Here is a 20,280-nt window from a genome sequence, read left to right as displayed (position 1 = left end):
GTCACACTCTTTTTTAAAGAGGCGTTTATCCTGCGCCATTTGCGTCGGGTCGTTTCTTTAAATTTCCTCTGTTCATAGTCGGATATCAGACGCCGCGGGCTTATTTCCCGTCGGTATACGTATGCACCCGCAGAAATTGTCTAAGCTGTTTCCTAACGGGTCATCAGTCAGAAGAAGGTGATGGAGAAGCTATGAGTTCATCGTGTATAGAAGATCTGAGCATCCAGGATAACCAGTGGTATCGCATCGCGCACGAAATGCTCGGTCTGGCCGGTATCGAAATCAATGGATCGCGCCCTTTCGATATTCAGGTTAAAAATCCCGAATTCTTTAAACGCGTTTTGCAACAAGGGTCACTGGGCCTCGGCGAAAGTTATATGGACGGTTGGTGGGAGTGCGAACGGCTGGATATATTCTTCCAGCGCGTGGTCAGCGCCGGGCTGGAGAAGAAACTTCCCCACCACCTGAAAGATACCCTGCGGATCGCCGCCGCGCGCCTGACCAACCTGCAATCGAAAAAGCGCGCCTGGATCGTCGGCAAAGAACATTACGATCTTGGCAACGATCTGTTTACCCTGATGCTCGATCCTTACATGCAGTATTCCTGCGGCTACTGGAAAGACGCCACCACGCTGGAGGAAGCGCAGGAAGCGAAGCTGCGGATGATCTGCGAAAAACTGCAGCTGCAGCCAGGCATGCGCTTACTGGACATCGGCTGCGGCTGGGGCGGCCTCTCTGCCTATGCGGCGAAGCATTACGGCGTGTCGGTGGTCGGCGTGACCATTTCCGCCGAACAACAGAAGCTGGCCCAGGCTCGCTGCGCCGGGCTGGATGTGCAGATCCTGCTGCAGGATTATCGCGATCTTCATCAGCAGTTTGATCGCATTGTCTCGGTCGGCATGTTCGAGCACGTCGGGCCGAAAAACTACCGCACCTATTTCAATGTGGTAGAACGCAATTTAGCGCCGCACGGCCTGTTCCTGCTGCACACCATCGGTTCCAACAAAACCGACATGAACGTCGATCCGTGGATCAACAAATATATCTTCCCGAACGGCTGCCTGCCTTCAGTGAGCCATATCGCCGAAGCCAGCGAAGGCCATTTCGTGATGGAAGACTGGCACAACATCGGCGCCGACTACGATCGCACGCTGATGGCCTGGTTCGAGCGCTTCAAACAGGCGTGGCCGCAGCTTGCCCCGCGCTACTCCGAACGCTTCGAGCGGATGTTCAGCTATTACCTGAACGCCTGCGCCGGCGCGTTCCGGGCGCGCGATCTGCAACTGTGGCAGGTGGTATTCAGCCCGAAAGGCGTTGAAGGCGGCATCCGCGTCGCCCGCTAAGCCACTTGCCCGACAAAAAAGGCCCCGGTAGTCACATCGCCGGGGCCTTTTTTGCTCGTTCGAAGCGTACGGCTTAGCCGCAGTAAACGCGGATGATTTTATCGTCGCTGTCGCCAAGGAAGTTCAGGCGGCGCAGGTTGAAATCCATGGTGACGGCAGAGTTGTACGGAATGGCTCGCACCTTGGCGTCGATCCGTACGCCTTCCAGCGAGGTCATCGGTTTGCCGACGAAGTTTTGATACTGTGATGCGCCACAGGTATCGTCCGCATCGGCCATTTGCGCGCCCGCGCCCTGCTCAGGCGAACTGCTGCAGGCGCTCAGCGCCAGCAACGCGGTTAACAACAACGTTTTCCCATAAAACTTCACGCGTTTCTCCTCTCTGCTTATGATTCGATTCCGGCGGCAACGCCCGAATCGCTGTCAGTCTTTGTGCGCCGGCGCCACCGCCGCCGCCAGCGTCGCTTCCCGGTTGGCCAGCACGCGCTCGACGGTGTCCACCACCGCCTGCGTTTGCGGATCGATCTCGATGTTCACCTTGTCGCCGAGGCGTTTTTTACCCAGCGTGGTGCGATCCAGCGTTTCCGGGATCAGGTGCACGCAGAAACGGTTATTCACCACTTCGCCGATGGTCAGGCTAATGCCGTCGATGCCGATGAAACCTTTGTGCAGCACATATTTCATCAATTCCGCATCCGGCATGCGCAGCCATACCTGGCGGTTATTTTCCGAGGTATAAATCTTGGCCACCTCCGCCGTGCAGATAATATGGCCGGACATCAAATGGCCGCCAATTTCATCATTGAACTTCGCCGCGCGCTCGATATTGACGATGTCGCCCAGCGCCAGATCGCCGAGGTTGGTCAGGCGCAACGTTTCTTTGATCAAATCGAAGCTGACGCGGTTGCCTTCCACCGCGGTGACGGTCAGGCAGCAGCCGTTATGGGCCACCGACGCGCCCAGCTCCAGCCCCGGCAGCAGCTCGGTAGGCATTTCGATCACGTGGGTGCGGAAATTGGGTTTCTCATCAATGGCGACCAGCGGCGCGGTGCCTTGTACGATACCGGTGAACATATGTGCCTCTTCTTGCTAAATAGGTTAAAACGCTACCGGCAGTTTGCCCCAGTTGGCGCTGAAAACCAAATCCGCGACGGTAAAAAAGGAATGGCTGCGCATTTAATAACTATTTATCTGCGGCGTTTGCTTAACGACGCCGAGCAGGTACAATCTTTTTGACAAAATTCCGCTATTTTAATTGTTGTCCTCTCGCGGCAGCCCTCCCTCCCACATATATAAATAGAAAAGGTGTATGCGTGCAGAAGTACTTAATTGAAGCGCGTAGTTTATTGGCTCTCGCTATCCCGGTCATTATCGCGCAAATATCGCAAACCGCTATGGGCGTGGTGGATACCATCATGGCCGGCGCTTACAGCGCCACCGACATGGCGGCGGTGGCGGTCGGCACCTCAATCTGGCTGCCGGCCATCCTGTTCGGCCACGGTCTGCTGCTGGCGTTGACCCCGGTTATCGCTCAGCTCAACGGTGCCGGCCGCCGCGATCGTATCGGCCATCAGGTGCGCCAGGGTTTTTGGCTGGCCTCCGGCGTCTCCGTACTGCTGATCGTCGTGCTGTATAACTGCAAGTTCGTCATCGACATGATGCACAACATCGATCCGCAGCTGGCGGATAAAGCCGTCGGCTACCTGCACGCCATCATGTGGGGGGCGCCGGGCTACCTGTTCTTCCAGGTGATGCGCAACCAGTGCGAGGGGTTGTCTAAAACCAAGCCCGGCATGGTGATCGGCTTCCTCGGCCTGCTGGTGAATATCCCGATCAACTACATCTTCATCTACGGCAAGTTCGGCATGCCGGAACTCGGCGGCGTCGGCTGCGGCGTCGCCACCGGCAGCGTCTACTGGATCATGTTCCTGATGATGCGCTGGTACGTGAAGCGCGCGCCGTCGCAGCGCGACATCAAACGCCAGGCCGGCGATCTCGGCGGCCCGGACTGGGCAGCGCTGAAGCGCCTGATCGGCATCGGCATGCCGGTGGCGCTGGCGCTGTTCTTCGAAGTCACGCTGTTCGCCGTGGTGGCGTTGCTGGTTTCGCCGCTCGGGATCGTCGCGGTCGCCGGCCACCAGATCGCGCTTAACTTCAGCGCGCTGATGTTCGTGCTGCCGCTGTCGCTGGGCGTCGGCGCCACCATCCGCGTCGGTTATCGTCTGGGGGAAGGCTCGGTCGAAGGCGCGCGCGTCGCCGCCTATTCCGCCATCGGCGTCGGCATCACCATGGCCGTCTGCACCGCGCTGTTTACCGCCACCTTGCGCGAACCGATCGCCCTGCTGTACAACGACAGCCCGGCGGTGGTGGCTATGGCCTCGCAGCTGATGCTGTTGGCGGCGCTGTACCAAATTTCGGACTCGATCCAGGTGATCGGCAGCGGCGTGCTACGTGGTTATAAAGACACCCGAGCGATCTTCTTCATCACCTTTATCGCTTATTGGGTATTGGGCCTGCCGAGCGGCTATCTGCTGGCGTTAACCGACGTGGTGGTGCCGGCAATGGGGCCAAGCGGCTTCTGGATCGGCTTTATCATTGGCCTGACCTTCGCCGCCATCATGATGGCGCTGCGTATGCGCTGGCTGCAGAAACAGCCGACCGCCGTCATCCTGCAGCGATCCACGCGCTGAATCCGCTCCCGGCCGGTTTCATACCCGGCCGGGCTGCGGTTTGCGGAAAAAAACGCCGGACTGCGCACAACCTCAGCAATCGCGTGAAATACCGAATAAAATTGCGCTTTTCCCCTTGCCAGCGCGCAGGTAGCTCGTTAATATTCGTCCCCGCTGTCAGCCATGACAGACAGGAAAAGATGCGTCCGTAGCTCAGTTGGTTAGAGCACCACCTTGACATGGTGGGGGTCGGTGGTTCGAGTCCACTCGGACGCACCAAATTCCAGAAGCAGTACAGTGCGTCCGTAGCTCAGTTGGTTAGAGCACCACCTTGACATGGTGGGGGTCGGTGGTTCGAGTCCACTCGGACGCACCAAATTCCAGAAGCAGTGCAGTGCGTCCGTAGCTCAGTTGGTTAGAGCACCACCTTGACATGGTGGGGGTCGGTGGTTCGAGTCCACTCGGACGCACCATATTGCTGATTTATCTCTCCCCCTATCGCGTTATACTTCCCGTTGTTTCGTCTCTGCTCGACCGCTCGATTTCTCATGTCGATTGCGCCGAACTACCGCCATCCACCATCAGGAACGCCACATGACCACCTTCACCGCAAAAACCGCCTTTTTACCGCTCGACAATGGCCTTGCCCGCCGTGAAGGGGTGATGAGCGACGGTTCGCCGGCGGCGGAAGTGCGTTTCGAGGCCGGCGCCTTTGGCCAACTGCAAAAGCCCCCGCATGCGCTGCAAACCCGGGTGATATCGGGTGAATTCGAGTTCACCCTCGGCGGCGATACGCGGACAGTACGGGCCGGCGAGAGCCTAATCCTGCCGGCCAACGTCGCCAGCGGCTGCTTCTGCCTGAGCGCCGGCGTGCTGCTGGAAATCCCGCAAACGCGCTAAGCCGTATTTACAGCAAGGTTATTTGCGCAACAAGCTGTACGCAACGCGTTGCATTTGCGCCACATTTGCCCCCGTTTTGACATATCCGCCACACCGCTGCGGTTTTTTATTTTGTTTCCCGCCGCTTAGCCTTTATAATGCGCAACGTCTATCAGTTGAATGGTTTCAGCCCTTGATCTGCGAAAACGCAATAACAACACGATTTCATCTCACCCCGTTGCGCAGCATCTCCGCGCCCCCGCGCGGGCTGAATTTTTCCGCCCCACTTCAACTGTCGTCACCTATCCTTAACTATGTTTTTCACCACCAGGCACGGCTCAAATTCCCTATCGGCGTAAATAGCGCCGGTCAAATTCGTTTTTTTATCCATCACAACTTGTAGAAAACTCCGCCATGAAAAAGACCAAAATTGTTTGTACCATCGGTCCAAAAACCGAATCGGAAGAAATGCTGACCAACCTGCTCAATGCGGGCATGAACGTGATGCGTCTCAACTTCTCTCACGGCGACTATGAAGAGCACGGCAACCGCATCAAGAACATGCGCGCCGTGATGGCGAAAACCGGTATCAACGCCGGCATCCTGCTGGATACCAAAGGCCCGGAAATTCGCACCATGAAATTGGAAGGCGGTAAAGACGCCTCGCTGGTCGCCGGCCAAACCTTCACCTTCACCACAGACCAGAGTGTGATCGGCAACAGCGATCGCGTAGCGGTCACCTATGCCGGCTTCGCCGCCGACCTGAAGATCGGTAACACCGTGCTGGTTGACGACGGCCTGATCGGCATGGAAGTCACCAACGTGACCGAGAACGAAGTCGTTTGTAAGGTGCTGAACAACGGCGACCTGGGCGAGAACAAAGGCGTCAACCTGCCGGGCGTGTCCATCCAGCTGCCTGCGCTGGCCGAAAAAGACAAACGCGACCTGATCTTCGGCTGCGAGCAAGGCGTCGACTTCGTGGCGGCGTCCTTCATCCGTAAACGTTCCGACGTGCTGGAGATCCGCGAGCACCTGAAAGCGCACGGCGGCGAGCAGATCCAGATCATCTCCAAGATCGAGAACCAGGAAGGCCTGAACAACTTCGACGAAATCCTCGAAGCATCCGACGGCATCATGGTTGCCCGCGGCGATCTGGGCGTGGAGATCCCGGTCGAAGAAGTGATCTTCGCCCAGAAGATGATGATCGAAAAATGCAACCGTGCGCGTAAAGTGGTGATCACCGCCACCCAGATGCTCGATTCCATGATCAAAAACCCGCGCCCTACCCGTGCGGAAGCCGGCGACGTTGCCAACGCCATCCTGGACGGCACCGATGCTGTCATGCTGTCCGGCGAGAGCGCCAAGGGCAAATATCCGCTGGAAGCGGTCAACATCATGGCGACCATCTGCGAGCGCACCGATCGCGTGATGCCAAGCCGCATCGACTCCCTGAACGATCGCCGCAAGCTGCGCATCACCGAAGCGGTGTGCCGTGGCGCGGTTGAAACCGCCGAGAAACTGGACGCGCCGCTGATCGTCGTCGCCACCAGCGGCGGCAAGTCAGCGAAATCCGTGCGTAAATACTTCCCGAACGCGGTGATTCTGGCGCTGACCACCAATGAGACTACCGCGCATCAGCTGGTGCTGAGCAAAGGCGTCATCCCGCAGATGGTCAAGGAAATCGCTTCTACCGACGACTTCTACCGCATCGGTAAAGAAGCCGCGCTGGCCAGCGGCCTGGCGCAAAAAGGCGACGTCGTGGTGATGGTTTCCGGCGCGCTGGTGCCGAGCGGCACCACCAACACTGCCTCGGTACACGTGCTGTAATATAAAACGTGACATAATTGCCTTGATCAAAACGCCGCTTTGCGGCGTTTTTTTTATCAGCAGTAACCTATTTTTCTCAAAACGCAACCGCGGACCGCTCATTATTTAGCTAATAAAGAATCGGAGTAGTCCCATGGAAGCCGGCTGTTTTCCCTCGTTTTTTTAACTAATTTGTAAAACCAGATGCAAGTTTGAGCGAACGATCAAAATAAAGCACCTCAACACTAAAAAATTATTCTCTTTCGAAAAAAGTTTGTGTAATACTTGTAACGCTACATGGAGATTAACTCAATCTAGAGGGTGTTATAATGAATCGTACTAAACTGGTACTGGGCGCGGTAATCCTGGGTTCCACTCTGCTGGCTGGCTGCTCTAGCAACGCTAAAATCGATCAACTGTCTTCTGACGTTCAGACTCTGAACGCTAAAGTTGATCAGCTGAGCAACGACGTGAACGCAATGCGTTCTGACGTTCAAGCTGCTAAAGACGACGCAGCACGCGCTAACCAGCGTCTGGACAACCAAGCTCACGCTTACAAAAAGTAAGATAGCTTTGGTTATTGAAAACGGCGCACATTGTGCGCCGTTTTTTTTCGCCTGTATCCTGGACTGATTTTTCCTGCATAGCGGGCAAAAAAAGAGGTTCAGCACGCTGAACCCCTCTTCGACCGCTCAATCTTGCAAACTTAGTTCACCGAACTGATTGGCGCTGCCTTGAATGGGCTCTTATTCGCCGCAGGCGCCGCTGCAGGCGTTAAACTCACCTCAGACGGGCTCTCCCCTACGTTGACCAGCACCGGCATGCCAGAACGGCGTACAACCGCGCTATCGAACACGGCGCGATCGGTCTGACCATCCGCAGCAAAGGCTTTCTCCGCTTTAGACAACGCGATCGGCATGGTCTGCGGATCGTCGCTTTCTACCCGCGACAGCGGCTGGTGCACTTCCACATAGCGTTTGCCGTCCGGCTCAACCGAAATCTTCACCGGATCGTTGATCACCTGCACCCGTGTACCACGCGGCACCTGATTGAACAGCGCTTCGATGTCCGTCGGACGCAGGCGAATGCAGCCGGAGCTGACACGCATGCCGATACCGAAGTTGGCGTTGGTGCCGTGGATCAGGTATTCACCGCGCCCCATCGCCAGACGCAGGGCGAACAGCCCCATCGGGTTCTCAGGCCCGGCCGGCACCACTGCAGGCAGCGTCACGCCCTGGGACTGATAGCGCTTGCGGATGTTGGCGGTGGGCGTCCAGGTCGGGTTAGGGATCTTCTGGCTGATGGAGGTCACTTCCAGCGGCGTGTGCATCCCGGTCTGGCCGATGCCGATCGGATAGACGATCACTTTGTTCTCGCCTTTCGGGTAGTAGTAAAGACGCAGCTCGGCCAGATTGACGATAATCCCTTCACGCTTAGTGTCAGGCAGCAGCATTTGGGTCGGAATGGTCAGTACCGTGCCTGGCTTGGGCAGGAACGGGTCGGTGCCAGGGTTGGCTTCCAGCATGCCCAGCAGGCCAATCTTGTAGTCGGCGGCGATCGCCTCCAGCGGACGGCCGTCGTTTGGTACGGTATAAGTGGTGTTTTCACCGATCAGACGGCTGTCTGGCGGCGGCAGCGGGTACTCGGTCGCACTGGCGGCCTGCGTGCCGGCCAGTACGGTGGCGAAGACCATGCCCATTAAACTCAACGCACGTTTCATTATCATCCCTATATTTTTTATGACGGTTCGCCCCCAAGGCTAACGAGCGCCCGACGGTGGGTAAATCAGACAATACCTGATTAATACTAGCAACGCTGGCATCAAAGGCAATAAGTTCTCTAAAAATCAACACGTTATAACGTAATCACCATCGTTGATTGTCAACGAAACGTCAATAGGTAAGCTGCTGAAATATCACTGAATTGGGGGATGGTTCCTGGGGAAAACAACGGATTGTAAAGACTCATTGACAAAGCGAATATATCAATGAGCCTTGAGGAGAAAGGCGTTAAGGATCAGGCCAGCTGCGCCGCTTTACTGCGAATGGCACGGATCATCGCCTCCAGCCCCTGCGAGCGTGAAGGCGTCAGATGTTGGCTGAGCGCCAGTTCGCCGAAAAACGGCCGCACATCGAGATCGACGATCTGTTGTGGCGTTAATTGACGATAAAGAATAAACACCACCGCCAGCAGCCCTTTGACGATCGCCGCATCGCTGTCGCCGTGAAACTCGACCTGCCCCTGCTCATCGAGACGCATCACGATCCACACCTGGCTCTGACAGCCGGAAATCAGGTTGCCGGCCTGCCGCTCGGCCTCGTCCAGCGGCGGCAACTTGGCGCCAAGTTCAATCACGTACAGGTATTTCTCCTCCCAGTTCAGACAGCGGGAGAAATTACGCACCAATTTATCTTTGTCCGGCAAATTCGCCATGGGGATCCTTTTGTACCGCCGGGGACGCGCCCCGGCCTAACCTAATAGCTGATGAATGCGTTGCAGCCCGGCCACCAGCCGGTCCACCTCTTCGCGGGTATTATATAACGCCAGCGAAGCGCGGCACATGCTCGGCACCTGATAAAACGCCATCAGTGGCATGGCGCAGTGATGGCCGGTGCGAATGGCGATGCCATACTGATCGAGGAAGCTGCCGACGTCATAGGCGTGGTGTTCTCCCAAATTAAAGGCGATCACCCCGGCCCGATGTGCCGGACCATAGATTTTCAGCGTCGGCACCTGCGTGAGCGCCTCGAGCGCGTAGTGCATCAGCGACTGTTCATAATCGTGGATCGCATTCAGACCCAGGGCTTCGACGTAATCGAACGCCGCCCCCAGCCCCATGATGCCGGCGGTGTTCGGCGAACCCGCCTCGAAGCGCCACGGCGGATCGGCGAAGGTGGTGCCCGCCGTCAGGCTGACCTGGCGGATCATCGAGCCGCCCCCTTCCCACGGTGGCATCTGCTGCAGCAGCGCCTGGCGGCCATACAGCATGCCGATACCGGAAGGGCCGTACAGCTTGTGGCCGGAAAACACGTAAAAATCGCAGTCTAGCGCCTGGACATCGACGCGCTGGTGCATCACCGCCTGCGCGCCGTCCACCAGCACCGTCAGATCCGGCGCCAGGCCTCTGGCGCGGGCGATGATGTCGCGCACCGGGTTGACGGTGCCCAGCACATTGGAGACCTCGGTCAGCGCCAGCAGTTTGCAGGACGCGTCGACCAGCTCCGGCAACCGCGCCAAATCCAGCGTGCCGTCGGGCTGCAGCGGCCAAACCCGCAGCTGCAACCCACGCTCCTGCGCCAGCATCTGCCAGGGCACGATGTTGGCGTGGTGTTCCATCTCGGTGATGAGAATCGCATCGCCCGGCTGCAGCAGGTGGCGGCCAAAGCTGTTGGCCACCAGGTTGATGCCTTCGGTGGTGCCCTTGACGAACACCATCTCTTCCGCCGAGGCGGCGTTGATAAAGCGCGCCGCCTGTTCCCGCACCGCTTCCATCTGCTGAGTCGCCTCAGCGCTCAAGGTGTGAATGCCGCGATGCACCGCGGCATAGCCGTGGCGATAGAAATCCAGCTCGCGGTCGATCACCACCTGCGGTTTCTGCGCGCTGGCGGCGCTGTCGAGATAGGCCAGCGGTTGGCCGTTCACCTCACGCGCCAGCAGCGGGAAATCGCCGCGCACGCGTTCAATCGGATAACTCATGCAGCCTCCCCCGGCAGGCGCTGGGCGATGCGTGCCAGCACCCGCTCCCGGATGATGTCGTTGGCGATGCCTTCGGTCAGCTCAGCGGCGAAGGCGAAGATGATCATCTGCTGTGCCGCGTGCTTGTCGATACCGCGCGACTGCAGATAAAACAGCTGTTCTTCATCGATACGCCCCACGGTGGCGCCGTGGCTGCACTTGACGTCGTCAGCGTAGATCTCCAGCTGCGGCTTGGTGTCCACTTCCGCCACCTTACCCAACAGCAGGTTATGGTTGGTCATCTGGCCGTCGGTTTTAATCGCGTGCTTGGCCACTTTGATCATGCCGTTAAACACCGCCTTGCCGCGATCGCTGACCACGGTTTTATGCAGCTGGCGGCTTTCGCAATAGCCCTTGTTGTGCTCCAGATAGGTACGGGTATCGCAGATCTCTTTACCCACCGGCAGCACCAGGCTGTTGATCACCAGGTTCGCGCCTTCGCCGTTCAGCTGCGCGCTGGTGTTATGCCGCGTCAAGCCGGCGCCCAGCAGGAAGCTGTCGCTTTTCACCCGCGCGTCGCGGCCAATGACCAAATCGTTATGGGCAAAGTGGTAGCTTGGCTGGCTCTCAAACGCCAGCTTGCAATGCAACAGTCCGGCGTTGTCCGCCACGTTGGCGGTCAGGCGTGCGCCGGTGAAGTGCGCGGCCTCGCCCAGGCTGACGTAGTGTTCGATCACTTCCGCCTCGGCCCCGCGCCCAATATCCAGATGATGGCGGTGATGCACGGTGTTCACTTCCCCGCTGGCGCCGCGTCCGCTGCTGATATGCAGCAGGTACAGCGGACGAGCCGGGGCCTTGCCGGCCGGCAGGCGAATCAGGCTGGTTTCCTGCGCCAGGCTTTCGGTCAGGTGCAGGAAAATTTCCGGTTGGATCGCCTCCGGCAGCGCCTGTGGCGTGCCGTAGGCGGTCAACTCGAACTGGTAATCACCCAGATCGTCATCGCTCAGCGCGGCGCTGTAGCGGCCGTCGATAAACACCAGCCGGCAGGCATCGATGCCGAGCGCCAGCGCCTCGAGCTGCTCTGAGCTCACCAATGCGGGCTGCGGCTCGAGGAACTGCTGCTCCAGCAGGCTCTCCAGCGGCGTGTATTTCCAGTTTTCATGCTTGCGCGTCGGCCAGCCGAGGCGCAGCGCCTGCTGCCAGTGCGCCAGCGCATGCGGCGAACGCTCGCCACCGCGGCCTTCAAACAGGCGATACAGCTGCTGCAGCGCGTTTGAATTACTGTTGGTCGGTAAGCCAGCCATAGCCCTGCTCCTCCAACTGTTTTACCAGCGAGAAATCGCCGGATTTGACGATGCGCCCCTGGGACAGCACGTGTACGTAATCCGGCTGGATGTAGTCCAGAATGCGCTGGTAGTGGGTGACGATGATAAAGGCGCGCTTGCCGTCCCGCAGCGAATTGACGCCGTTGGCGACGATCTTGAGCGCATCAATGTCCAGACCGGAGTCGGTTTCATCGAGAATGCACAGATCCGGCTCCAGCGCCGCCATCTGCAGAATGTCGTTGCGCTTTTTCTCACCGCCGGAAAAGCCGACGTTGACCGAACGGGTCAGCAGGTCGGCCGGCATGTCCAGCAGCGCGATTTTCTCTTCGATGAAATCGGCGAAGTCAAAGCGATCCAGCGGCTCCTGCTCGCGGTATTTGCGCACCGCGTTGACCGAGGTCTGCAGGAAGAAGTGGTTGCTGACGCCGGGGATCTCCACCGGGTACTGGAAGGCCAGAAACACGCCCTCGCCGGCGCGGTCTTCCGGATCAAGCTCCAGCAGATCCTTGCCCTTGAAGGTGACTTCCCCTTCGGTCACTTCGTACTCTTCACGCCCGGCCAGCGTGGCGGACAGCGTGCTCTTGCCCGAGCCGTTCGGCCCCATGATGGCATGCACTTCGCCCGGTTTGATCTCCAGATCCAATCCCTTGAGGATCTCGTTGCCTTCCACGCTGACTTTCAAATTCTTGATGCTTAACATGCTGTGTCCTCAGATAGCGCCGACGGCGCTAAAAATGCGGCGATTAACCCACGCTGTGTTCCAGGCTGATGGCCAGAAGTTTCTGCGCCTCGACGGCGAACTCCAGCGGCAGCTCGGAGAAAACGTCCTTGCAGAAACCGTTGACGATCATCGAAATGGCGTCATCCTCGCTGATGCCGCGCTGCAGGCAGTAGAACAGCTGGTCGTCGCCGATCTTCGAGGTGGTGGCTTCGTGCTCCAGCTGAGCGCTGTTGTTGCGCGCTTCAACGTAAGGGAACGTGTGGGCACCGCTGTCCGGCCCGATCAGCATCGAGTCGCACTGGGTAAAGTTACGGGCGTTTTCCGCCCCCGGCAGGATTTTCACCAGGCCGCGATAGGTGTTCTCGCTGTGGCCGGCGGAAATGCCTTTGGCGATGATGGTCGACTTGGTGTTTTTGCCGATGTGGATCATCTTGGTGCCGGTGTCCGCCTGCTGATGGCCGCTGGTCAGCGCCACCGAGAAGAATTCGCCGATCGAGTTGTCGCCCTGCAGGATCACGCTCGGGTATTTCCAGGTGATGGCCGAGCCGGTTTCCGACTGGGTCCAGGACATTTTCGAGCCGGCGCCTTCGCACAGCGCGCGCTTGGTGACGAAGTTGAGGATACCGCCCTTGCTCTCACCGCCGGAGAACCAGTTCTGCACCGTCGAGTATTTCACTTCGGCGTCTTTATGCAGGATCACTTCCACCACCGCCGCGTGCAGCTGATAGCTGTCGCGCACCGGGGCAGAACAGCCTTCGATATAGCTGACATAGCTGCCTTCGTCGGCGATCAGGATGGTGCGCTCGAACTGGCCGGTTTTGGCGGCGTTGATACGGAAATAGGTCGACAGCTCCATCGGGCAGCGCACGCCTTTCGGCACATAGACGAAGGTGCCGTCAGAGGCCACCGCGGCGTTCAGCGCAGCGAAGAAGTTATCGTTGGACGGCACTACGCGCCCCAGGTACTGACGCACCAGATCCGGGTATTCCTGAATCGCTTCGCCGAACGAGCAGAAGATCACCCCGCTCTCCGCCAGTTTTTCACGGTAAGTGGTAGCGACCGATACTGAGTCGAAGATGGCGTCCACCGCCACTTCGCTGCCCTCGCGCACCGGCACGCCGAGCTGATTGAACGCCAGCTCCACTTCGCTGGTCAGGTAATCTTTTTCCGTCGCCGCGCCCGGTTGCTGCTCGGCGCCGGGTTGCGAACCGCAGGCATCGTCGCAGCTGCCGCAGGACGGCGCCGAATAGTAACTGTAGTCCTGGTAGTTAAGGCGTTCGTAATTGGCCTTCAGCCAGTGCGGCTCTTCCATCTGCAGCCAGGCGCGGTAGGCCTCGAGGCGGAATTCCAGCATCCACTCGGGTTCGTTGCGCTTGGCCGAGATGGCGCGAACCACCTCTTCGTTGATGCCTTTGGCCAACTCATCGGTTGCAAGCTGGGTGAAGAAACCTTCTTTGTAGCGACCTTCGCTGACCCAAGCCTGCACTTCATTAGGCATTTCTACATTGCTTCGTGTCATGTTGATTGCATCGCTCAAACGCCAAAGCTCTCGCCGCACCCGCAGGCATGCTGAGCTTTAGGGTTGTTGAATTTGAATATCTGATTCAGCCCTTCGCGGACGTAATCTACCGTGGTGCCATCGATGAACGGCATGGCCTTCAGCGGCACATAGAGTTTGGCGCCGTCGCGCTCAAACAGCAGATCGTCATCGGCGGGTTCGCGGGTCAGATCCAGCACATAGGCAAAGCCGGCGCAGCCGGATTGTTTCACCCCTAGCTGCAGCCCTTTCACCTGCGGATCCTGCTGCATCAGTTTCGTTATTTGTCGTACGGCGCTGTCGCTGAGCGAAATGCCTTGCCAGACATTTTCATCCAGAGAAAAGGTGCCGACATTTTCCGTTTGCATAGGGTCTACCTCACACTCGTGTTTGGCCACAGCCAATCTGGGTTGCTTATATGTTAGTGATAACGATTATCACTTCAACCGTTTGTTTTGCGGGGGTATCCACCGCGAGCGCGGTTTTTCGCTGCGGCGTGCGGCAAGCCAGCGGGACATTCGTGGTGGCTTGCGGCATCTGGCGGCAAGGTGTGCATGCTATCCCTATGAATTTGTTCTTTATCCTGCATCACCGTACCGCACTCCCCGGTGGCCCGTCAGCGTTACAGTGCCGCGGTACACTGCCGATCTAAACATTCATAGAAAATACCTATTTCTGCATTCTGTCTGTCGTAAATGTGCGTTTATCGGCATTTCGTGGCGCGGCACCAGCGCGCGCCCCTCAGGTTAAAGTTTAGTCGCTCAGGATTAAATTGGGTCGTCGGCGGCCTTTTACACCCCCACGATGAAAAAACGCCGCGCCGGGGATTGATCGGCAACGCGGCAATTTATATGATAATGATTATCATTCAATTTGAATTTGAGCGCGAAGCCAATGACTCTTTCGATCAACGCATGGTTGCTGGGCAAGATTGATGACTACAAATTCAGCGTGCGCGACGCTACGGTGGACTTTTATATGGCCGAAGCGGCGCTGCGGCGCCCGGAATGCAATATCGACCACCTGAAGCGGTACAACAGCGTCAGCCTCACCATGGCCAATCTGTGCCTGGAGAACGGCGATGACGACAGCTACCTGCACGCGCTCAGCAAACTGCATAATCGGCTGATCGTCGAGATCAACAATCCGCAGCGCTGCCAGCTGTTTCGGGTGCAAAGCTACCACTTCGCCCGCCACACGCTGACGCTGATCTGCCAAAAATATGCAATGGAAGGCACCTGGGAGAAGGCGAACGCGTTTCAGAAGGACTTCGTCAAACGCGTACCGTTTCAGCTGTAAAGCGAAAGGCTCCGCAGGCCGGCAGCCTGCGGAAACCGGCGGGGATCAGTCGATGACCGCCGTGGTCAGACGCGAGGTGCAGCACAGCCGATCGCGCGCGTCGAAGATCTCGATTTGCCACACCTGATGGCGACGGCCGACGTGCAGTGCGCGACATACCCCGCGCACCTGGCCATCGAACACCGCGCGCAGGTGGTTGGCGTTGATCTCCAGCCCCACCACTTTCTGCTCGCCCTCACTGCACAGGTAACCGGCCATCGATCCCATCGATTCCGCCAGCACCACCGACGCCCCGCCGTGCAACAGCCCGAACGGCTGGCGGGTACGGCCATCGACCGGCATGGTGGCCTCGAGGAAATCCTCACCCAATTGGGTAAACTCGATGCCCACATGGCTGACCATGCAGCCGTCGCCGGCGCGGTTCAGCTGCTCCAGCGATGTTTCACGTTTCCACAATTTCACTCAATCATCTCCAGAAGTGCCTGTAATGGGTGGCGCACGCCATTGCCCTCGATGCGTTTCACCTGACTGCGGCAGGAATAACCGGTCGCCAGGCAGCGCTGCCGCGGCAAACGCTGTAGCGTCGGGTGCCATGATAGCTCATAAATGCCGAGCGAGTTTTGCAGGTTCTTGGCTTCATGGCCGTAAGTCCCCGCCATGCCGCAGCAGCCGACGCTGACATTCTCCAGTTTGGCGCCGAAACGGGCGAAAATCGCCGCCCACTGTTGGCCGCTGGCCGGCAGCGCGGTGGTTTCGGTGCAGTGACCGAACAGATACCAGGGCTCGCCGGTCGCCGGCTGTTCGGCGCGATCCGCGATCCGCTGCTGCAACCATTCATGCACCAGCTGCACCTGGAAATCGCCGCGCTCGGCGCCGAGGATCTCGCGGTATTCGTCGCGATAGCACAGCACCAGCGCCGGATCGACACCCACCAGCGGCATGCCGAGCTGCGCCACGCGGTTGAGGAAATCGGCGGTTTTGCGCGCGGTGCGGGCGAACCGCGTCAGGAAGCCCTTCACATGCTGCGCCTTGCCGTTCGGCGAGAACGGCAGCAGCACCGGTTTATAGCCGAGCTTTTCCACCAGCCGAACGAAATCCGCCACCACTTTGGCGTCGTAATAGCTGGTGAACGGATCCTGAACAATCAGCACGTGTTCTGCGCGCTGCTCGGCGCTCAGCCCTTCCAGCTGCTCCAGCGTCAGCGTGGTCGCACGGTGGCCGGACAGCTGTTGACGCAGCGTCGGGCTGGACAGCAGCGGCAGATCGACCATGCCGATGGCGTTGCGGCTCATTTCCCGCAGCCACGGCTGGCGGAAGAAGAAGTTGAACACCTTCGGCGCGCGGGCCATCAACGGGGTATAGCTCTCTACGCCGGCGACCATGTAGTCGCTCACCGGGCGCAGATAGCGGGTGTGGTAGAGCTGCAGGAAGCGCGAACGGAATCCCGGCACGTCAATCTTGATGGGGCACTGGGTGGAGCAGGCCTTGCAGGCCAGGCAGCCGGACATTGCCTCTTTCACTTCGTGCGAGAAGTCGTACTCCCCCTTGCCGGCATGCCAGCTGTTGCGGGTCTTTTCGATCAGGCCACGCAAGCTGAGACGCTGCTGCGGCAGCTGTTTCTCCAGCGCCAGCGGATCGACGCCCTGCTCGGCCAACAGACGCAGCCACTCACGCACCAGCGTCGCCCGCCCTTTTGGTGAATGAATGCGATTGCCGCTGATCTTCATCGACGGGCACATCGGGCTGCGCACGTCGAAGTTGAAGCACAGGCCGTTGCCGTTACACTCCAGCGCGCCGCGGAACGAAGTGCGCACCTCGACCGGGATCTGACGATCGAAGGTGCCGCGTTTGACCGCGTCTACCTCCATCATCGGCGCATCTACCGCCAGTGGCGAACAGATCTTGCCCGGGTTCAAACGGTTATCCGGATCAAACGCCGCCTTGATGCGGCGTAGCTCTTCATACAGCGTTTCCCCGAAGAACTCAGGGCTGTACTCGGCACGGAAGCCCTTGCCGTGCTCCCCCCACAACAGACCGCCGTATTTGGCGGTCAGCGCCACCACCCGATCGGAGATCTGCTTCATCAGCACTTCCTGCTGCGGGTCGCACATGTCGAGCGCCGGGCGCACGTGCAACACCCCGGCGTCGACGTGGCCGAACATGCCGTAGCTCAGGTTGTGGTCGTCAAGCAGTTGACGGAATTCGACGATATAGTCCGCCAGGTGTTGCGGCGGCACACAGGTATCCTCGGCAAACGGAATCGGCTTGGCGCGCCCCTTGGCGTTGCCCAGCAGCCCGACCGCCTTCTTGCGCATGTTGTAAATGCGCTCGATGCCAGCCAGATCGCCGCAGATCTGGTACCCGATCACGCCGCCCTGCCGCTGCGCGATCAGTTCATCCAGCCGTTGGCACAGAGCCTCCATCTGGCCGTCGATCAGCGCCCGATCGTCGCCGGCGAACTCGACGATGTTCAGCCCGAGCATTTCTTTATCCGGCACGTCGGCGATCAGTTCGTTCACCGAGTGCCAAACAATGTCTTCACGCGCCAGATTCAGCACCTTGGAATCGATGGTTTCCACCGACAGCGCCTTGGCCTCGACCATAAAGGGCGCATTGCGCAGCGCCGAGTCGAAGGAGTCGTACTTCACGTTGACCAGGCGGCGCACTTTCGGCAGCGGCGTGATATCCAGCCGCGCCTCGGTGATAAACGCCAGCGTGCCTTCCGCACCGGTGAGGATGCGCGTCAGATCGAAGGTTTGCAGATCGTCGCTCAGCACGTGACGCAGATCGTAACCGGTGAGGAAGCGGTTGAGCTTGGGGAATTTCTCCAGGATCAGCGCGCGCTGCTCGCGGCAGCGATTCAGCACCGTGCGGTAAATGCGCCCTTCCGCGGTCTCTTCCAGAGCAATCGTTTCCGCCAGCGCCGTCGGCATGGCGCGGGTGTCGATCATCTCGCCGCCCAGCAGCACCGCCCGCAGGCCCAACACGTGATCGGAGGTTTTGCCGTATACCAGCGAGCCCTGGCCGGAGGCGTCAGTGTTGATCATGCCGCCCAAGGTGGCGCGGTTGCTGGTGGACAGTTCCGGCGAGAAGAAGTAGCCGAACGGCCGCAAATATTGATTCAGCTGGTCCTTGATGACCCCGGCTTCGACTTTCACCCAGCCCTGTTCGACGTTGATCTCCAGAATGCGGTTCATATGACGCGACATATCGACCACGATGCCGGTATTGAGTGACTGGCCGTTGGTGCCAGTGCCGCCGCCGCGCGGGCTGAAGGTCAGCGTATTGAATCGCTCTTCCCCGGCCAGACGGGCAATCAGCGCCACGTCAGCGGTGGAACGGGGGAACACCACCGCATCGGGCAACAGCTGATAGATACTGTTGTCGGTGGCCATCGTCAGGCGGTCGGCGTAGCTGGTGGCGGTATCGCCGTTGAATCCGTTTTGCTTCAGTGCTTCCAAAAAGTCGAGCACCCGTTGAACGAGGCCGGGCGCCTGAGAAATCTGTGGGATCATTCGCTTTTTTGACCCTGTCCGTCTATTTTTTATGCGCTGATGTACGCTGAATCGGGCCTTTAATTCAGACCCACCCTATTTTTTAGTGACACTAAAAACTAACATACTCGTTTAGTGAAGGCATTCACATTATTACCGCCCTGCGAGCGCCGCCACAGGCGGCCGCCCGGCGGCGATAAACCGACCGACAGGCACCCCGATTCGCCGGTGCCAGGGATTTAATTGACCAGGATGAGAAGCCACTGATGCCACTCCCGCAATCGCGTTACGACTTACCGCGAATTATTTTCGGCGTGCTGTTTATCGCCATCATGATCGTTGCTTGTTTTTGGGTGATCCAACCGTTTATTCTCGGCTTCGCCTGGGCGGGCATGGTGGTAATCGCCACCTGGCCGTTGCTGCTCAAACTGCAAAAGCTGCTGTGGGGCCGTCGCTCGCTGGCGGTGTTGGTCATGACCCTGCTGCTGATCCTGTTGTTCATTCTGCCGATTTCCCTGCTGATCAGCAGCGTGGTGGATAACAGCGCGCCGCTGATCGCCTGGGCCAGTTCACCCGGCAAGCTGCACATTCCCGATCTCGCCTGGCTGCAGTCCGTGCCGATGATCGGCGACAGGCTCTATACCAGCTACCGCACATTGGTTAACGCCGGCGGCGCTGCGCTGCTGGCGAAGGTACAGCCGTACTTCGGTCAAACCGCCACCTGGTTCGTGGCGCAGGCGGCGCATATCGGTCGTCTGCTGCTGCACTGCGCGCTGATGCTGCTGTTCAGCGCCTTGTTGTATGCGCGCGGCGAGCAGGTGGCGCTGGGTATCCGTCACTTTGCGGTACGCCTCGGTTCCAAACGCGGCGATGCGGCGGTGCTACTAGGCGGCCAGGCGATCCGCGCCGTCGCGCTGGGCGTGGTGGTGACGGCGTTGGTGCAGTCGGTGCTGGGCGGCATCGGTCTGGCGGTGAGCGGCATACCAGCCGCCACCCTGCTGACGATGCTGATCTTTATCTGCTGCGTGGCACAATTGGGGCCGCTGTTGGTGCTGGTGCCGGCCATCATCTGGCTGTACTGGCACGGCGACACCACCTGGGGCACCGTACTGCTGGTCTGGAGCTGCGTGGTAGCCACGCTGGATAACGTGCTGCGCCCGGTGCTGATCCGTATGGGCGCCGACCTGCCGCTGCTGCTGATCCTGTCCGGCGTTATCGGCGGCTTGCTGGCCTTCGGCATGATCGGCCTGTTCATCGGCCCGGTGGTATTGGCGGTATCTTATCGCCTGCTGACCGCCTGGATGGATGAAGCGCCGGAGCCGACCACCGCGCCGGAGCAAGTCATCGAAGATCTGGAAAAACGCTAATTCCCCCCCTTCCGCCCGCATCGTCGGGCGGAACATTTCACTCAGGTCATTATTCCTACCTCATTCGAGTAATATCTCCGCCAAATATAATGCCGCCCTATATTGATTACGGTACAGCGAATGAAAGGTGCAATGTAAATCCCTGTTTGTTGCAAGCGGCAAAAAGA

Annotated in this window: 18 protein-coding genes and 3 tRNA genes; 10 read left to right on the top strand and 11 right to left on the bottom strand. The window is 58.9% G+C overall.

The annotated features are described in order from the left end of the window. Positions 1-191: 191 nt before the first annotated feature. Positions 192-1,343 carry a cyclopropane fatty acyl phospholipid synthase gene (gene cfa / locus ACSJLU_RS10925; protein ID WP_043141148.1) on the top strand — a complete coding sequence of 384 codons (1,152 nt, stop codon included), beginning with the start codon at positions 192-194 and terminating at the stop codon, positions 1,341-1,343. 73 nt (positions 1,344-1,416) lie between these two features. On the opposite strand, the gene ACSJLU_RS10920 is transcribed toward cfa, so the two are convergent. Both ACSJLU_RS10920 and ACSJLU_RS10915 read right to left on the bottom strand, forming a co-directional pair. Beyond that, complete coding sequence (locus tag ACSJLU_RS10920; protein WP_016927929.1) at positions 1,417-1,710, bottom strand: I78 family peptidase inhibitor; 294 nt, start codon at positions 1,708-1,710, stop codon at positions 1,417-1,419. Positions 1,711-1,764: 54 nt separating this feature from the next. Next, complete coding sequence (locus tag ACSJLU_RS10915) at positions 1,765-2,415, bottom strand: riboflavin synthase (RefSeq protein ID WP_025302652.1); 651 nt, start codon at positions 2,413-2,415, stop codon at positions 1,765-1,767. Between the two features lie 239 nt (positions 2,416-2,654). Between ACSJLU_RS10915 and ACSJLU_RS10910 the strand changes: the two genes are divergently transcribed. The 7 genes from ACSJLU_RS10910 to ACSJLU_RS10880 all read left to right on the top strand — a co-directional run bounded on the left by ACSJLU_RS10910 (position 2,655) and on the right by ACSJLU_RS10880 (position 7,261). After that, positions 2,655-4,031, top strand: coding sequence for an MATE family efflux transporter (locus ACSJLU_RS10910; protein ID WP_043141143.1), 1,377 nt, complete (start codon positions 2,655-2,657; stop codon positions 4,029-4,031). 181 nt (positions 4,032-4,212) lie between these two features. Beyond that, a tRNA-Val gene (locus tag ACSJLU_RS10905) sits at positions 4,213-4,289 on the top strand. Between the two features lie 20 nt (positions 4,290-4,309). After that, positions 4,310-4,386 (top strand) — tRNA-Val (locus ACSJLU_RS10900). Between the two features lie 20 nt (positions 4,387-4,406). Then, a tRNA-Val gene (locus ACSJLU_RS10895) sits at positions 4,407-4,483 on the top strand. 121 nt (positions 4,484-4,604) lie between these two features. After that, positions 4,605-4,910, top strand: a complete 306-nt coding sequence (locus tag ACSJLU_RS10890; RefSeq protein WP_025302650.1) for a cupin — start codon at positions 4,605-4,607, stop codon at positions 4,908-4,910. Positions 4,911-5,303: 393 nt separating this feature from the next. Beyond that, the gene (gene pykF / locus ACSJLU_RS10885; protein ID WP_025302649.1) at positions 5,304-6,716 is read left to right on the top strand and encodes a pyruvate kinase PykF; all 1,413 of its coding nucleotides are present in this window, start codon (positions 5,304-5,306) and stop codon (positions 6,714-6,716) included. 308 nt (positions 6,717-7,024) lie between these two features. Next, positions 7,025-7,261 (top strand): major outer membrane lipoprotein, encoded by a 237-nt coding sequence (locus ACSJLU_RS10880; RefSeq protein ID WP_004931354.1) that lies wholly within the window; start codon positions 7,025-7,027, stop codon positions 7,259-7,261. Positions 7,262-7,401: 140 nt separating this feature from the next. Here ACSJLU_RS10880 and ACSJLU_RS10875 read toward each other — a convergent pair whose 3' ends face one another. From ACSJLU_RS10875 to sufA, 7 genes are all read right to left on the bottom strand, one after another. Continuing rightward, positions 7,402-8,415 carry a L,D-transpeptidase family protein gene (locus tag ACSJLU_RS10875; RefSeq protein WP_025302648.1) on the bottom strand — a complete coding sequence of 338 codons (1,014 nt, stop codon included), beginning with the start codon at positions 8,413-8,415 and terminating at the stop codon, positions 7,402-7,404. Positions 8,416-8,711: 296 nt separating this feature from the next. Then, positions 8,712-9,128, bottom strand: a complete 417-nt coding sequence (gene sufE / locus ACSJLU_RS10870; RefSeq protein ID WP_025302647.1) for a cysteine desulfuration protein SufE — start codon at positions 9,126-9,128, stop codon at positions 8,712-8,714. Between the two features lie 36 nt (positions 9,129-9,164). Continuing rightward, positions 9,165-10,391 carry a cysteine desulfurase SufS gene (sufS, locus tag ACSJLU_RS10865; RefSeq protein WP_164062547.1) on the bottom strand — a complete coding sequence of 409 codons (1,227 nt, stop codon included), beginning with the start codon at positions 10,389-10,391 and terminating at the stop codon, positions 9,165-9,167. After that, positions 10,388-11,674 (bottom strand): Fe-S cluster assembly protein SufD, encoded by a 1,287-nt coding sequence (gene sufD, locus ACSJLU_RS10860; RefSeq protein ID WP_380827438.1) that lies wholly within the window; start codon positions 11,672-11,674, stop codon positions 10,388-10,390. The genes sufS and sufD overlap by 4 nt, the downstream gene beginning before the upstream one ends. Beyond that, positions 11,649-12,395: a Fe-S cluster assembly ATPase SufC gene (sufC, locus tag ACSJLU_RS10855; RefSeq protein ID WP_016927936.1), complete on the bottom strand. Its 747-nt coding sequence runs from the start codon at positions 12,393-12,395 to the stop codon at positions 11,649-11,651. Before sufC ends, sufD begins: the two co-directional genes overlap by 26 nt. 43 nt (positions 12,396-12,438) lie before the next feature. Continuing rightward, entirely contained in the window at positions 12,439-13,935 is a 1,497-nt protein-coding gene (gene sufB / locus ACSJLU_RS10850) for a Fe-S cluster assembly protein SufB (RefSeq protein WP_025302644.1), read from the bottom strand. 14 nt (positions 13,936-13,949) lie between these two features. Next, complete coding sequence (sufA, locus tag ACSJLU_RS10845) at positions 13,950-14,321, bottom strand: Fe-S cluster assembly scaffold SufA (RefSeq protein WP_004931368.1); 372 nt, start codon at positions 14,319-14,321, stop codon at positions 13,950-13,952. Between the two features lie 526 nt (positions 14,322-14,847). Here sufA and ACSJLU_RS10840 point away from each other — a divergent pair. Continuing rightward, entirely contained in the window at positions 14,848-15,252 is a 405-nt protein-coding gene (locus ACSJLU_RS10840; RefSeq protein ID WP_004931369.1) for a hypothetical protein, read from the top strand. Between the two features lie 45 nt (positions 15,253-15,297). Here the strand turns inward: ACSJLU_RS10840 and menI are convergent, their stop codons facing one another. Together menI and ydiJ are read right to left on the bottom strand one after the other, a co-directional pair. After that, entirely contained in the window at positions 15,298-15,714 is a 417-nt protein-coding gene (gene menI, locus ACSJLU_RS10835; protein ID WP_016927938.1) for a 1,4-dihydroxy-2-naphthoyl-CoA hydrolase, read from the bottom strand. Then, complete coding sequence (ydiJ, locus tag ACSJLU_RS10830) at positions 15,711-18,767, bottom strand: D-2-hydroxyglutarate dehydrogenase YdiJ (RefSeq protein ID WP_127146142.1); 3,057 nt, start codon at positions 18,765-18,767, stop codon at positions 15,711-15,713. Before ydiJ ends, menI begins: the two co-directional genes overlap by 4 nt. A gap of 245 nt (positions 18,768-19,012) precedes the next feature. On the opposite strand from ydiJ, the gene ydiK reads away from it, so the two are divergent. Continuing rightward, positions 19,013-20,113, top strand: a complete 1,101-nt coding sequence (ydiK, locus tag ACSJLU_RS10825) for an AI-2E family transporter YdiK (RefSeq protein WP_439041079.1) — start codon at positions 19,013-19,015, stop codon at positions 20,111-20,113. Positions 20,114-20,280 lie beyond the last annotated feature (167 nt).

Source organism: Serratia bockelmannii, from assembly GCF_051803255.1.
In the GTDB taxonomy this organism is placed as follows: domain Bacteria; phylum Pseudomonadota; class Gammaproteobacteria; order Enterobacterales; family Enterobacteriaceae; genus Serratia; species Serratia bockelmannii.
Note: the sequence above shows the minus strand (reverse complement) of the source record. Positions and strands in the feature narration are given on the sequence as shown.